Source organism: Gilliamella sp. W8145 (genome assembly GCF_016101145.1).
GTDB classification, from domain to species: Bacteria; Pseudomonadota; Gammaproteobacteria; order Enterobacterales; family Orbaceae; genus Gilliamella; species Gilliamella apis_A.
Map to the genome: position 1 here is coordinate 86,344 of NZ_JACFRC010000006.1, position 13,993 is coordinate 100,336.

At 34.0% G+C, this 13,993-nt stretch carries 15 protein-coding genes and 1 pseudogene; 5 read left to right on the forward strand and 11 right to left on the reverse strand.

All coding sequences use genetic code 11. The features are described 5' to 3' along the window. Positions 1-1,971, forward strand: a complete 1,971-nt coding sequence (locus H3T80_RS11990; protein ID WP_198201834.1) for a MacB family efflux pump subunit — start codon at positions 1-3, stop codon at positions 1,969-1,971. Between the two features lie 91 nt (positions 1,972-2,062). Here H3T80_RS11990 and H3T80_RS11995 read toward each other — a convergent pair whose 3' ends face one another. Together H3T80_RS11995 and H3T80_RS12000 are read right to left on the reverse strand one after the other, a co-directional pair. Then, a complete protein-coding gene (locus tag H3T80_RS11995; protein ID WP_198201835.1) occupies positions 2,063-2,803 on the reverse strand; it encodes a DsbA family protein in 741 nt (246 codons plus the stop codon). Positions 2,804-2,817: 14 nt separating this feature from the next. Then, a complete protein-coding gene (locus H3T80_RS12000; RefSeq protein ID WP_110446895.1) occupies positions 2,818-3,087 on the reverse strand; it encodes a YihD family protein in 270 nt (89 codons plus the stop codon). A gap of 241 nt (positions 3,088-3,328) precedes the next feature. Here H3T80_RS12000 and mobA point away from each other — a divergent pair, with 241 nt between their 5' ends. Beyond that, on the forward strand, positions 3,329-3,922 hold the full coding sequence (gene mobA / locus H3T80_RS12005; protein WP_198201836.1) for a molybdenum cofactor guanylyltransferase MobA: 594 nt from the start codon (positions 3,329-3,331) through the stop codon (positions 3,920-3,922). Between the two features lie 323 nt (positions 3,923-4,245). Here the strand turns inward: mobA and H3T80_RS12010 are convergent, their stop codons facing one another. Beyond that, entirely contained in the window at positions 4,246-5,280 is a 1,035-nt protein-coding gene (locus H3T80_RS12010; RefSeq protein WP_198201837.1) for a low specificity L-threonine aldolase, read from the reverse strand. Positions 5,281-5,353: 73 nt separating this feature from the next. Between H3T80_RS12010 and mobB the strand changes: the two genes are divergently transcribed. Then, the gene (mobB, locus tag H3T80_RS12015; protein ID WP_198201838.1) at positions 5,354-5,848 is read left to right on the forward strand and encodes a molybdopterin-guanine dinucleotide biosynthesis protein B; all 495 of its coding nucleotides are present in this window, start codon (positions 5,354-5,356) and stop codon (positions 5,846-5,848) included. Between the two features lie 80 nt (positions 5,849-5,928). Then, entirely contained in the window at positions 5,929-6,621 is a 693-nt protein-coding gene (gene mtgA, locus H3T80_RS12020; protein ID WP_110446891.1) for a monofunctional biosynthetic peptidoglycan transglycosylase, read from the forward strand. A 9-nt stretch (positions 6,622-6,630) separates the two neighbouring features. Here mtgA and cobB read toward each other — a convergent pair whose 3' ends face one another. Then, a complete protein-coding gene (cobB, locus tag H3T80_RS12025) occupies positions 6,631-7,317 on the reverse strand; it encodes a Sir2 family NAD+-dependent deacetylase (protein WP_110446890.1) in 687 nt (228 codons plus the stop codon). Between the two features lie 52 nt (positions 7,318-7,369). Continuing rightward, the gene (locus tag H3T80_RS12030) at positions 7,370-8,137 is read right to left on the reverse strand and encodes a hypothetical protein (protein WP_198201839.1); all 768 of its coding nucleotides are present in this window, start codon (positions 8,135-8,137) and stop codon (positions 7,370-7,372) included. Positions 8,138-8,355: 218 nt separating this feature from the next. Between H3T80_RS12030 and H3T80_RS12035 the strand changes: the two genes are divergently transcribed. Continuing rightward, on the forward strand, positions 8,356-9,045 hold the full coding sequence (locus H3T80_RS12035; protein WP_198201840.1) for an aspartate/glutamate racemase family protein: 690 nt from the start codon (positions 8,356-8,358) through the stop codon (positions 9,043-9,045). On the opposite strand, the gene H3T80_RS12040 is transcribed toward H3T80_RS12035, so the two are convergent. The 6 genes and pseudogenes from H3T80_RS12040 to H3T80_RS12065 all read right to left on the reverse strand — a co-directional run bounded on the left by H3T80_RS12040 (position 9,031) and on the right by H3T80_RS12065 (position 13,854). Further along, the gene (locus tag H3T80_RS12040; protein ID WP_110446887.1) at positions 9,031-9,330 is read right to left on the reverse strand and encodes a hypothetical protein; all 300 of its coding nucleotides are present in this window, start codon (positions 9,328-9,330) and stop codon (positions 9,031-9,033) included. The two genes, H3T80_RS12035 and H3T80_RS12040, sit on opposite strands and share 15 nt — an antisense overlap. A gap of 202 nt (positions 9,331-9,532) precedes the next feature. Beyond that, positions 9,533-10,393, reverse strand: a complete 861-nt coding sequence (rpoH, locus tag H3T80_RS12045) for an RNA polymerase sigma factor RpoH (protein WP_086360144.1) — start codon at positions 10,391-10,393, stop codon at positions 9,533-9,535. Positions 10,394-10,555: 162 nt separating this feature from the next. Beyond that, complete coding sequence (ftsX, locus tag H3T80_RS12050; RefSeq protein ID WP_110446886.1) at positions 10,556-11,533, reverse strand: permease-like cell division protein FtsX; 978 nt, start codon at positions 11,531-11,533, stop codon at positions 10,556-10,558. Continuing rightward, positions 11,533-12,192: a cell division ATP-binding protein FtsE gene (gene ftsE / locus H3T80_RS12055; protein WP_065577961.1), complete on the reverse strand. Its 660-nt coding sequence runs from the start codon at positions 12,190-12,192 to the stop codon at positions 11,533-11,535. The genes ftsX and ftsE overlap by 1 nt, the downstream gene beginning before the upstream one ends. A 9-nt stretch (positions 12,193-12,201) precedes the next feature. Then, positions 12,202-13,125: pseudogene (gene ftsY / locus H3T80_RS12060) on the reverse strand (signal recognition particle-docking protein FtsY); the annotation flags it as partial. 162 nt (positions 13,126-13,287) lie between these two features. Next, positions 13,288-13,854, reverse strand: a complete 567-nt coding sequence (locus tag H3T80_RS12065; protein WP_110446885.1) for a pseudouridine synthase — start codon at positions 13,852-13,854, stop codon at positions 13,288-13,290. Positions 13,855-13,993 lie beyond the last annotated feature (139 nt).

Consider the following 13,993-nt stretch of genomic DNA (forward strand, 5'->3'; position numbering starts at 1 on the left):
ATGACCAACAATAATACTCCATTAATAAAACTTGAGAATATTATTCGTGAATTTCCGGCTGGAGATTCTACGATACAAGTTCTAAAAGGCATCAACTTAACCATTAATGCCGGGGAAATGGTTGCCATTATAGGGGCCTCGGGTTCTGGTAAATCGACTTTAATGAATATTCTTGGTTGTCTTGATAAGCCAACAGAGGGAATTTATTCAATTGGTGGCCGAACTACGAGTCAATTATCGCCGGATGAATTAGCTGAGTTACGTCGTGAACATTTTGGCTTTATCTTTCAACGTTATCATTTATTAAATGCCTTAACTGCACAAGGTAATGTGGAAATACCGGCAATTTATGCTGGTGTGACCAATGAACAACGGCAAAGTCGTGCCACCAACATTTTATCTCGTTTAGGCCTTGCCGATAAAATAAATAATAAACCCAATCAATTATCCGGCGGTCAGCAACAACGAGTAAGTATTGGACGGGCATTAATCAATGGCGGACAAATTATATTAGCCGATGAACCAACTGGCGCACTCGATCGTAAAAGTGGTTTAGAAGTCATGGCTATTTTACGAGAGTTGCATCAACAAGGGCATACTGTCATTATCGTTACCCATGACCCCAATATTGCCCAAAGTGCCGAAAGAATTATTGAAATTAGTGATGGCAATATTATTTCCGATTCAATTAATCCTAATTATTACTCTGAACAAGCTAATAATCGACAAGTTAAGCAAATAGAAATAACCAAAACTCAAGATAATTTTTCAGCTAAATATTACCGTTTTCGCGATGCGTTTAAAATGGCAATATTATCTATGTTGTCACAACGATTACGAACTTTTTTGACTATGTTGGGTATTATTATTGGTATTGCTTCTGTGGTCTCTATGGTTGCTTTAGGGGAAGGAACGAAGCAAAAAATACTTTCCAATATTAATTCATTAGGTACCAGTACGTTAGAAATTTATGCCGGTAGTGGTTTTGGTGATCGTAATTCCGATAAAATTACTACACTAAGATCATCGGATGCTGATTTTCTAGCGCAACAAAGTTTTGTTCATAGTACTACACCTAACCTTTCTACTAGTGTCTATTTTCGTATTAATAATTTAGCAGTTACAGGGACTGTAAATGGTGTCGGCGAGCAATTTTTTGCTGTACGTGGCTATACAATCAGTAAAGGTATTGCCTTCGATCAAACAGCGGTAATGACCTCAGCCCAAGAAGCGGTAATTGATGAAAATACCGTTAAAAGATTGTTTAGTGATCAAGATCCAATAGGTAAAATTCTAATGGTTGGCCAATTACCTGTTAGAATTATTGGGGTTGCAACTAGACAGCAACAAGGATTTGGTAATAACGAAAGCCTTAATATTTGGTTACCTTACACCACGGTAACTAATCGCATGGTTGGACAAACATCGTTAAGAAGTATTACTGTTCGAATAAATGATAATGTGGATTTAAATATTGCCGAACAAGCGATTAATAAAATTATGTTGCAACGTCATGGTAGTAAAGATTTCTTTATCTTTAATTCAGACAGCGTAAGAGAAACCGTTAATTCTTCCGCTTGGGTGTTAACTTTGTTGATCTCAACTATCGCATTAATTTCTTTGATTGTTGGAGGTATTGGGGTAATGAATATTATGCTGGTATCAGTAACAGAAAGAACTCGGGAAATTGGCGTCCGTATGGCGGTTGGTGCTCGTTCTAGTGATATTTTACAACAATTTCTAATTGAAGCTGTGTTAGTGTGTTTAATTGGTGGTACCTTAGGTATCGTTCTATCATTTATTATCGGCTTTATTTTTAATTATTTTGTTACCTCATTTGCCATGAGTTTTTCTATCATTTCGATTATCGCAGCCTTTAGTTGTTCAACTATGATTGGTATTATTTTTGGCTATGTTCCGGCAAAACGAGCAGCAAAACTTGATCCAATTTATGCATTAGAAAGAGAATAGAGACTTTTTAATAAAATAAAATCCCTTTGTCGTAAAAATCAACAAAGGGATTTTAATATTTTTAGAAAACCGTAGAAGCATTAATTAATGATTATTTTGCTTGCTCTTGACTCTCAGCTTTATCTTTTTCTACGTCTACATTCGTATCTAAATCAACTAAATAAGCAGTTACTCTAGCATAGTCTTTGATAAAATCAGTAGTGTTACTGGTATTAAGACCACGTGAGTTGACAAAAAACTTGCGATTAACCACCACCATTGGAATGGAATCTGGGCTTAATTGTTTAAATGCATCTGCTTGTTGGGCTATAAACGCTTTAACTAAAAAACTTTTTTGGGTTTTCTCAAACTTTTCAGCATCAACGCCTAACTCAGCAAAAACGGTTTTAATGTCATCGGCTGTTTTTATTCTACGATCGGTTTGCACCGCTTTATAAAGCGCATCAGAGGCTTTATCTTCAATCCCTAAAACATTAGCAATAGCCCATGCCTCAGAAAGCTCTTTAGCTAAAGCGCCAAAGTTTTCTAAATGATAACGTCTAAACTTTATCCCTTCTGGCAAAGCTTTAGCAATCATTTCTGGTGCATGATATTCACTTTCAAATTTAAAACAGCTAGGGCAATTGAACGAGAAGAATTCAATGACTTCTTTATCCGGAGATGGCTGAAATGGCAAAACACCATATTGTTTGCCACTTTCAATCGGTGCTGCCTGTGTAGCAGCACTTGCTGTAGCTGGCTGAGTATCATTTGTACTAGTTGCTGGCGCTTCATCAGCAAAACAGGTCACAGAGGTTAGTAATACTCCAATTGCAATAAGCGTTTTTTTCATTTAATTGATTCTCCTTATTCTTCAATAATTCCGCGTGCCTTTAATAGTGCGGTTTTAAAATCATCTTCATAATCTTTTTTTAATCCAGGTATAGCTTCGTTTTTATCTGAATTACGCATTTTTAAATGATAAATTAAAACTTCATCACTAAGATCTTTAAGATCACCATCAAAACCGGCTTCATTTCCTAATTTATTTAAAAGTTGCAATAAATTAAGATCTGAATCGTTTTCCCAAGCTGGTTGTAATAATTCTATTAACTCATCGATACGATGACATTTCATAATAAATACCTTATTTAATATTCAACTAAGTTGAAGGCGATGATATAAACCTTTATGTTAATCTTCTTCGTTACTATCTATATATTAAAAAGTATCTATTATATACTCGACTTTAAATTTAAATAGTGCATTTACAAAGATTCATAAACTGGTGATGATATACGTTATTTGCGACTAAAAAATAACTTTGCTATATAGTAATGCTATTTTGTTTTTTAGCAATGTAAAAGAGAAAGAATTTATGGAAAAACCGCCAATTACTGGCATTATTTTAGCTGGTGGCCAAAGTAACCGCATGAATGGTAAGGATAAAGGCTTGATGTTATTAGCCGGTAAACCGCTTTACCAATATGTTATTGATCGAATTAAGCCACAAATCGATTTGCTAATGATTAATTGTAACCGTCATGTTGAGCAATATCGTTCGCTTGGTTATCCAGTATTTTGTGATGATTTGCAGGGATTTTTAGGGCCTCTTGCCGGAATTTATAGTGGCTTATTACGCAGTCCCACTACTTGGAATTTATTTGTCAGTTGTGATACCCCTTTTTTACCTGATGATCTTATCACTCGTTTAGTAAAACTCACTACAACCCATCAAGCTATCTATCCTTTTGATGGCAAAAATGACCACCCAACCATTTTATTAATCAATAAATCCATCGCCCCTCAATTAAAAAAGTATTTAGAAGAAGGTGATCGCAAACTGATGTTATTTTTACAGCAAATTAATGCCGTTGCCGTAGATTTTAGTGACAAACCAGCTAGTTTTACCAATATTAATACATTAGATATGCTGGAAAACGCCAATTTTATGATCAAAACAAATAACTAAATCATTCAAACAACCATATCAAATAACCAATCGGTAATTTTAAACTATAAAAAACCCCTTTCCTCAAAATTAAAATTTTGTTTAGTTTCATATTATTGTTTATTAGTATTTTTAATACAGTTAGTTGATTTGCTAATCACAAACTTAGTTCACACCTAAACACATTTTCAATTCTGTTGAAGTTTTAATCTATTTATATTAAATCACAGCATAACAAAAAAGGGATTTTTAGCGATTTAACAGCTTCAAATCCCCTTTCCTTAGATGTTTTTATTTCTCAAATTAGATAACAACAAATCTAAACTTACCGATAGAAAAGCACACTATACTTCCTTGAGTAGCTTAGTTAACTGTTTAGCAAAGTTTTCTATTTCAGCTTGCTGAGTGGACCATGAAGTACAAAAACGTAAGCAAATATGTTCAGGATCACTTTGCCCTAAATTATCCACGGCATAAACAGAAAGAATTTTTTGCGCTAATTGATTAGGTAACTTAACAAATAATTGGTTAGTTTGTGGTTTAGCAGCAAAAGTAAATCCGGCTTTTTCAAATAAGGTTGTGAGTTTTTCGGCCATACTATTACTATGTTTACCTAAGGAAAGATAGAGGTTATTTTGCATTAATGCTTTAAATTGTACGGCTATAATCCAACTTTTCGCTAAAATTGCTCCTTTCTGTTTCATATTAAAGCGGAAGTCATGATTAATACTATGATTATTAAATACTAACGCTTCACCGACAAAAGCACCAACTTTGGTTCCGCCAATATAAAATGCATCAGTATATTTGGCTAAGTCAGGAAAAGTAATGTCATTATCTTTAGCTGCTAATGCCATTGCTAAACGCGCACCATCTAAATAAAGGTAAAGATGATTTTTTTGACAAAATTGATACAGATTTTGTAACTCTTGCTTACTATATATAGTCCCTAATTCGGTGGTATTAGAAATATACACCAGTTTTGGTTGTACCATATGTTCATCACAATGGTAATCTAACACTGGTTTGATTAATTCTGGCGTTAATTTTCCATCTTCGGTTTTAACCGTCACCACTTTATGCCCAGTGGCCTCAATTGCACCAGTTTCATGCACATTGATATGCCCTGTTTCAGCAGCGATCACCGCTTGATAAGGTTTTAAAATATGCGAAATCACCGTCAAATTGGTCATGGTTCCACCTGCTATAAAATGTATATCAGCATTCGGTGATTTTAATATTTTCCTTATGTGATTGATGGCATCATTACAACAATCATCTAAACCATAACCACTCAACTTTTTATTATTAATATCGATAAATTCTTTTAATAAATCAGGGTGCACTGTTTGATTATAATCATTTAAAAAATCATACATACCATTGCCTTTAATCTTGTATAAAATAATGTAATATCTACTTTTAAATATAACATGTTAGTGACAAGAGTCTATGAATAGTAAAAAAATTATTGGCATCACGGGATATAGTGGGAGTGGTAAAACCACTTTGTTAAAAAAGATTATTCAGTTAATGGTTTCACAAAATATTAAGGTAGGTTCATTAAAACATGCCCATCATGATATTGAATTAGATATTCCAGGTAAAGATAGCTATGAGCTACGCAAAGCTGGGGCGCAGCAAACGATTATTGCTTGTGATAAACGTTATGCATTGATTGAGGAAACACCCAATCAACCCGTTGACTTAAAAACACTTATTAACCATTTTAGCGATGTTGATATCATATTAGTTGAAGGATTTAAAGATGAGCAAATTCCCAAAATCATGTGCCATCGTAACACAATCGCAAAACCACTATTTATTGATGATTTTACCATCGCCGTTGCCAGTAATGAGCCATTAAATACATCCGTACCTGTATTAGATATTAATGAGCCAGAACAAATAATTATGTTTATAAATAATTATTTATTTAACGGTTAATATAACCTATCTCACTTGACTCTTTTTGTATTAGAATACTGTTTATTCAACCATTTTTAATTAGTGGTATCTGGACTAACATGAAAATTACATTAAGGAAAACGTTAAGCATAATAAAAAAAATCGTGATTGGATTTATGCTAGTTTCGGTTTTTCTTATTTTATTAATGCGCTGGGTTAATCCATTTTGTTCGATGTTGATGGTTGAAAGAAAAATCGCTCACTGGAATATCAGCCAACAGCGAACTTGGAAAGATTGGGATCAGATTTCTGATAATATTAAGATTGCAGTTATTGCAGCTGAAGATCAAAATTTTGCGGATCATTGGGGCTTTGATTTTAAAGCCATTAATCGGGCACTAATTTATAATCAAAAAAATAGAAAAATCCGTGGTGCCAGTACCATAACGCAACAAGTAGCAAAAAATATTTTTCTATGGTCATCACGAAGTTGGATCCGTAAAGGCGTTGAATCATGGTTTACTGTTTGGATTGAAGTTATCTGGTCAAAACAACGTACGCTTGAAATTTATTTAAATAGTGTTGAATGGGGTGAGGGTATTTTTGGTATTGAAGCTGCTTCTCGACACTATTTTAATGTCAGTGCTAACCAATTAACACCGTATCAAGCTAGTTTATTAGCGGCTACACTACCAAATCCAAGAAAATGGAGTCCGGCCAATCCTGATGATAAGATACAAAAAAAGGCCGAATGGATCCGCGGGCAAATGAGTAATTTAGGTGGCAAAAATTACCTAAAACAACTCAACTGATATATTTCATTACATAAAGTTTTTAATATATTCAGGTACTACTTGACTGGCAGGACCGTAAATTTTAGTATTAAATAAGTTTTCACCTAAACTAGGCTCTAAGTTAAGTTCTACCGTTTTAACGCCAAATTGATTAGCCATTTGCACAAAACCAGCGGCCGGATAAACATTTCCTGAAGTACCAATTGAAATAAAATAATCAGCTTTCGATAGCGCATCATAGATTTCATCCATTTGTAGGGGCATTTCACCGAACCAAACAATGTGTGGACGAATTAAGTGGTTATCTTGATAAATTACATCATCATAACAAGCAAAAACTTGCCCTGTTTTTTCATTACGCACTTTTAATAATTCGCCATGCATGTGGATGATATTTTTGGAACCGGCTTTTTCATGAAGGTTATCCACATTTTGTGTAACAATTAGTACATTATCCGAGCCTAATTTCTGTTCTAATTGCGCTAAAGCAAAATGAGCCGCATTGGGTTTCACCTCAGGATTTTGTAACTTACTACGTAACATATTATAAAAACTATGTACGGCAATCGGATCACGCAAATAACCTTCGTAAGTAGCAACATCATCTACATTATGACCTTCCCATAATCCATTTTGAGCACGGAATGTTGATAATCCTGATTCAGCAGAGATACCTGCACCAGTTAAAATGACTATTTTCGGTATTTGCAACATATTTATTGGCCTTTTATTAACAAGTTAAATTATTTACAGTAGTTAAACACGATTATTGGCTATATTCTGTCGTAAATATATGTAACGCTGGCTTGCTTAATTTTTGATATTGACTGTAAGCTGTTGCTACTTTAAGCATTATTACATCTTTTGCTTCACCATCCAACCAACTACTAATCATAGCATGAATACTATAAGCTTCAGGAGCCATACGGTGCAAAGTTAAAATAAGTGGCGTAATACCGAATCGAGATAATGGCGGAGTAAAATATTTCTGACTTTTACAAGCAAATACGGCTGCATAGCGTGATTTTTGTTTTTCTTGTTCTGCTTTTGACAAGGTATACCAACGCCAACTATCGGGTAAATAATTACGCCATGACCACTCCATTAATGCATCATGACCAACGTAAACCACTAAATTGGCTTTAGCTCCAGCCTCAATTTGTGTTTTATCGATTAAAAATGACGCTGACTGTTTCCCAGCTGAGTAACTAATAAAATCATCTACTGTATCATTGATATACTTACCATCATATGCCTGAGCAATAAGATAGACATCCTTGCTTTGATGTTTATAAATTATCTCCTCTAATATCTTGCCGTTATCAGGTTTATTAACTTGAATAACTTGCCACTCTTTTTGTTTAGCAAAATACGTTTTAAAACCATAAGCAGCGCCCCAGTAAAGATTATTTTTAGGATCTTGACCATTACCAATTGCCGCAGGTACTGGAGCGATGGCCTGATATTTGTTATCACATAACGCAACCAGCACATGGATCACTTTGGGTTCAGCCAAACATGAAAATGATAACATTAGCAATCCAAATGAGAGCAATGCGAAATACTTTTTATATTTTTTCATTAATAATAATCATCCATTTATCAAACAACGGCTACAATTGGTTTTTATAACTTATTCACGACAATATTCTGATAGTTAATGATATTTCATTCTAATTTATTATCTTTACATACTAATAATTATACCTAATAATTAATCACTAATAGTAAAAATATTATGGAGTATTAGAAATGAAAACAATTGGGTTAATTGGTGGTATGAGTTGGGAAAGTACCGTTACTTATTATCAAGTCATTAATCAATTTATTGGCAAATCGCTTGGTGGATTACATTCAGCTAAAACTCTGTTATATAGTGTCGATTTTCAAGAAATAGAAAGCTGCCAAGCGAATAATGAATGGGATAAAAGCGCAATTATTTTAACTGATGCAGCCAAAAAATTAGAATTAGCCGGTGCTGATTTTATTATTATTTGTACTAATACGATGCATAAAGTTGCAGACCAAATTCAAAAAGCAATTACAATTCCTATCATTCATATCGCCGACGTGACCGCCAAACATTTGATCAAAGATAAAATAAAATCGGTTGCCTTACTTGGTACTAAGTACACCATGGAACAAGACTTTTACAAATCAAAATTAATTGAAAAAGGTTTAAATGTTTTAATCCCTAATGAACAAGATAGGATAATCATTAATAATATTATTTATGACGAACTTTGCCTTGGGCAAATTAAACTAGAATCTAAGCAAGCTTATCTCAATATTATTGATAAACTCGTTAAACAAGGTGCAGAAGCGGTGATTTTAGGTTGTACGGAGATCGGTTTATTAATATCCCAACAAGATTACGCCATTCCTTTCTTTGATACAGCCTTATTACATGCTCAAGAAGCTGCATGGTTAGCGATTCATTGATCGCAAAGCAGTATAAGCAGAATTACATTCTCTCCTAGTTGATTCGGGATTTTTTTCTATCAATTGTTTAAAATGATTTATAGTAGTTTCTAATGATTCTTCAGGATCAGCTGGGAGTTTAGATGATAATTGTAATTCGTGAACTAATTTTATATAGCGATCACATTCAATAACACCAGTATCAATGGATTCATCAGAAGATGTATTTTTAGCATTATCATTACAAGCAACTAAACTAACAGTAATTAGACTAAGTAAAATAACTCTCTGCAAATTATTTAACATTTTTATCCCTCGTATCAAAACTAACTTCTTGGTAATTATTTATTTAATCTTAAACTATAGTGTATAAAAAAATTTAAATATAACTAATTTATTCAAATATTTATTTTAATTCTTAATTTATTTATAAACTAACTTAAATTCAGCATATAAAAAAGCCCTACTTTTAACCAAAGTAGGGCTTATATGTTATTAATAAAAGCAATTATGCTTCTATCGCAACTCGTAGTTTTTTCATTGCATTTTTTTCAAGTTGGCGTATACGTTCGGCTGAAACGCTGTATTTATCGGCCAATACTTGCAATGTTGATTTACTGTCATCGGCATCTAACCAACGAGCTTTGATAATATCTTGGCTACGTTCGTCTAATTGAGACAAGGCATCATGTAACTTGTCAGTTGCATCATTTTCCCAATTATCGTTTTCGATCGATTTTGAAAAATCAGAATTACCATCTTCTAAATAAAGCGCTGGAGCGACAATTGAATTATCATCGTCATCATTATCAATATCAAATGACATATCTTGCGCTGACATACGTGATTCCATCTCCAAGACGTCTTTACGACTTACACCTAGTTCATCAGCAACCATATCGACTTCAGCGCTATTAAACCAACCTAAGCGTTGTTTATTCTTTCTTAAATTAAAGAATAATTTTCTTTGTGCTTTGGTTGTAGCAACTTTAACAATACGCCAATTTTTTAGTACATATTCATGAATTTCAGCTTTTATCCAATGTACTGCAAATGATACTAAACGAACACCCATTTCAGGATTGAAACGACGTACGGCTTTCATTAAACCAATATTACCTTCTTGAATCAAATCGGCTTGTGGTAGACCATAACCAGAATAACCACGCGCAATATGCGCAACAAAACGCAAATGGGACAAAATCAATTGTCTTGCTGCATCCACATCATCATGATAATAAAGACGTTCACCTAAAGACTTCTCTTCCTCTGCAGTTAGCATCGGATAAGTATTTATCATACGAAGATATGATTCAATATTTCCTTGTGGGATTAAAGCACCTGCTTGCATTTTTAAATCAGTACTCATTTAATTCCCCCTTAAATTAAACTAATTTTGCTACATTTTACATCAGTAACAATTTAAAATCTTTCTATAAACTTAGACCATCAAAATGTGATTTAGTTCACATTTTTATCATTATATTTGCAGTAAAGCATCTGATAAAAATCGTAAATAATTAACTTACAATTATGAAGCTATTACCGTTTTATTCAAATACTTTTTAGTGGCAATAAATGCTGAAAACCAGCCAATAATCATCGAAAATAAAACAATTAACAAACTTTCTTCCCATGAAAGCCCATTTATATTAATCATTGTTCCAAAAACATCTGATACATGCAACATGGTTGAATCTATTTGAAGAATAAATACTTTCGATAGAATCAACGCCAAAACCGCACTAATCAATCCAGTAAAAATACCATTATATAAAAATGGTCGTAAAATAAAGCCTTCAGTCGCACCAATCAATTGCATAACAATAATTGTTTGCCTACGGGCAAATATATTTAACCGAATACTATTACCTATAACCAGTGATACTGCAATAACCATAAAAATTGAGATTGTCCACACTATCGATTTTACCATATTGGTTAATGCGGTTAATCGAGTAAACCAGCTATCATCAAGTTGCACATCATCAACACCCGCTATTTTTTTTAACTGTGTTTGCAGATCATGTAATTTATCGGTAGATTTGGCTTCTTCTATTGGAAAAACAATAGCAACAGCTGGTAATGGATTTTCATCGAGTAGGTCAAGAGCATCATCAAATCCAGACCAAGTTTTAAACTCTTCTCGTGTATCTTCACGAGAAAGATAAGTCACATTTTCAACTTCAGCAATAGTCTTAAATTTATCAATTAAATCATTAGTTTGTTCCGAATCTAATGTTTTATTAATATAAACTGTTAAATTAGGCGTCGGATACCACTGTTCCGCCGCTTGATTGGCGTTTTTCAATAATAAATAGCCTATCGTCGGCAAAGTAATTGATATAGCAATAACCAAAATTGTCAGCAGAGAAGCAAATATATTTTGGTAAAAATAATTAAACACATTATGCCATGCGTAGCTGATCTGCCTTTGCCAGCGGCCCAAAAAGCTATTGTTGTTGGTTTTGTTTTTTTGTTTAGATGGTTTAACCTTCGCATTTATCATCAACTTTTAACCTCTAAACGTCCTTGATTTAAATTTAGTATTCGATGATGTTTTCGACGTATCAATCCCATGTTATGGGTCGCCATTAACACAGTTACACCAGCTTGGTTAAACTCTTCAAATAATTTCAAAATATCTTTTGAGAGTTTGTCATCTAAATTACCAGTTGGTTCATCAGCAAGTAAAACCGTAGGTCGATTGACGATTGCTCGAGCTATCCCTACTCGTTGCTGTTCACCGCCAGATAGCTGTATTGGGTAAAATTTCATTTTATCAATCAAACCAACTTTATCTAATGCCGCAGAAACTCGTCTTTTAATTTCTTCAACAGGTTTACCTAAGATAATTAATGGAAAAGCAACATTATCATAAACAGTATGATCGAGTAATAGTTGATGATCTTGGAAAATCATACCAATGGTACGACGCAGAAAAGGCATTTGATTTTTTTTCAAGCTGGAAACATCAACGCCATTCAGTAATACCTTGCCGTCATTAGCTTTTTCTAATCCACAAATCAAACGCATTAATGTACTTTTACCCGCACCAGAGTGACCAGTTAAAAAGGCCATTTCTCCTTGCGCTAAAGTAAATGTTATATTTTGTAAAGCTGGTTTACCACCCGAATAAACTTTACTAACGCGTTGAAATTGGATCATGATTTATCTCTATTCTTCCGTTTCGTCAAATAGGGCATTAATAAAATCATCAGCAACAAAAGGTCTTAAATCTTCAATTTTTTCACCTACGCCAATATAGCGGATTGGAATATTAAATTGATCAGCTATGCTAAATATAATGCCACCTTTTGCGGTACCATCTAACTTGGTTAATGTCATCCCTGTTACGCCAACCGCTTCATTAAACAACTTTGTTTGGCTAATTGCATTTTGTCCTGTCCCAGCATCTATAGTTAACATAATTTCATGCGGAGCTGTTTCATCTTGCTTTTTAATTACTCTGACTATTTTTTTCAATTCGTCCATTAAATGAGATTTATTTTGCAAACGGCCAGCAGTATCGGCAATTAAAACATCGATATTTTTTGCTTTTGCAGCCTGAATAGCATCGAAGATTACCGATGCTGAGTCAGCATTAATATGCTGAGCTATGACAGGGATGTTATTACGTTCACCCCAGACTTGCAATTGTTCAACCGCGGCAGCACGAAAGGTATCACCAGCGGCAAGCATTACTGATTTGCCCTGTTGTTGAAATTGACGGGCTAATTTACCAATGGTTGTCGTTTTCCCAACACCATTGACACCAACCATCAAAATAACAAAAGGTTTATGGTTTTCTATATTAAGTGGTTGCTGAGCACCATCTAAAATAGATTTCATTTCATTTTTTAATAGATCATGTAATGCATCCGCATCTTTTAATTCTTTTCTTGAGGCTTGTTGCGTTAACGAGCTAATTAATCTTTGCGTGGTGTCGAAACCGACATCAGCAATGATCAACTGTTCTTCTAATTCTTCAAATAGCTCATCATCGATCTTTTTGCCTTTAAATAAGCTTAGAAAACCAGATCCAATATTTTGTTTAGTTTTAAAAAGCCCTTTCTTTAAACGAGAAAAAAAACCTTCTTTCTTTTGTTCAACCATAAATAATCTATCCCACGATCAATATTAATGATCATTTTATCTCATTTTACAATAAAGCCCAAAGGATTCGATCAAAGAGAATCATATAATTGATCCTTTTGATCTTTCAAAAAATATAATTCTTTTAGAATTGTCTGTTAAATGAGGTTAGCGGAGATAAAGATCACCAATAGCAACCGAACGCCATTCGCCTAACGGTAACTGATGAGTGAATAAATTATATTTTCCAATCTGAACACGAACTAAGCGTAAACACGGGAATCCAACCGCAGCACACATTCTTCTAACCTGCCGATTTTTTCCTTCTGTTATGGTAATACTTATCCATGAAGTAGGAATAGTTTTGCGTTCTCTGATAGGGGGTATTCGTTGCCATAAATTAGTTGGCTCTGCAAGTGATGCCACGATTGCCGGAGCGGTATGAAACTCTTTTAATTGCACACCACGAGTTAATCTATCTATGGCTTGTCGATCAATTAATCCTTCTACCTGCACCCAATAAGTTTTAGGTAATTTAAATTTTGGTGAGCTAATTTTTGCTTGTAGTTTACCGTCATTAGTAAGCAGCAACAAACCTTCACTATCGGTGTCTAAACGACCAGCAGGGTAAAAACCAGGTAAAGATATATAATCTTTTAATGTTTGATATTTCTCATGTGCAGAAAATTGCGTCACAACATTAAACGGTTTATTAAAAGCGATTAATGAACTCATCTCACCCTCAGAAGAATTTTTAACTATTCTTAGAATGCAAAAAAGCCCAGCATTGCTGCTGGGCTCGTATATTTAAAAGTCTGGCGGCACCCTACTCTCACATGGGTAATACCCACACTACCATCGGCACTACGGCGTT

Coding starts and splice junctions, on each gene's coding strand:
- H3T80_RS12010 (WP_198201837.1), bottom strand. CDS start 5,280: ATGTATGATTTTTTAAATGATTATAATCAAACAGTGCACCCTGATTTA.
- rpoH (WP_086360144.1), bottom strand. CDS start 10,393: ATGAGTACTGATTTAAAAATGCAAGCAGGTGCTTTAATCCCACAAGGA.
- ftsX (WP_110446886.1), bottom strand. CDS start 11,533: ATGATAAATGCGAAGGTTAAACCATCTAAACAAAAAAACAAAACCAAC.
- cobB (WP_110446890.1), bottom strand. CDS start 7,317: ATGTTGCAAATACCGAAAATAGTCATTTTAACTGGTGCAGGTATCTCT.
- H3T80_RS11990 (WP_198201834.1), top strand. CDS start 1: ATGACCAACAATAATACTCCATTAATAAAACTTGAGAATATTATTCGT.
- H3T80_RS12040 (WP_110446887.1), bottom strand. CDS start 9,330: ATGTTAAATAATTTGCAGAGAGTTATTTTACTTAGTCTAATTACTGTT.
- mobA (WP_198201836.1), top strand. CDS start 3,329: ATGGAAAAACCGCCAATTACTGGCATTATTTTAGCTGGTGGCCAAAGT.
- H3T80_RS12065 (WP_110446885.1), bottom strand. CDS start 13,854: ATGAGTTCATTAATCGCTTTTAATAAACCGTTTAATGTTGTGACGCAA.
- ftsE (WP_065577961.1), bottom strand. CDS start 12,192: ATGATCCAATTTCAACGCGTTAGTAAAGTTTATTCGGGTGGTAAACCA.
- H3T80_RS11995 (WP_198201835.1), bottom strand. CDS start 2,803: ATGAAAAAAACGCTTATTGCAATTGGAGTATTACTAACCTCTGTGACC.
- H3T80_RS12035 (WP_198201840.1), top strand. CDS start 8,356: ATGAAAACAATTGGGTTAATTGGTGGTATGAGTTGGGAAAGTACCGTT.
- mobB (WP_198201838.1), top strand. CDS start 5,354: ATGAATAGTAAAAAAATTATTGGCATCACGGGATATAGTGGGAGTGGT.
- mtgA (WP_110446891.1), top strand. CDS start 5,929: ATGAAAATTACATTAAGGAAAACGTTAAGCATAATAAAAAAAATCGTG.
- H3T80_RS12030 (WP_198201839.1), bottom strand. CDS start 8,137: ATGTTATCATTTTCATGTTTGGCTGAACCCAAAGTGATCCATGTGCTG.
- H3T80_RS12000 (WP_110446895.1), bottom strand. CDS start 3,087: ATGAAATGTCATCGTATCGATGAGTTAATAGAATTATTACAACCAGCT.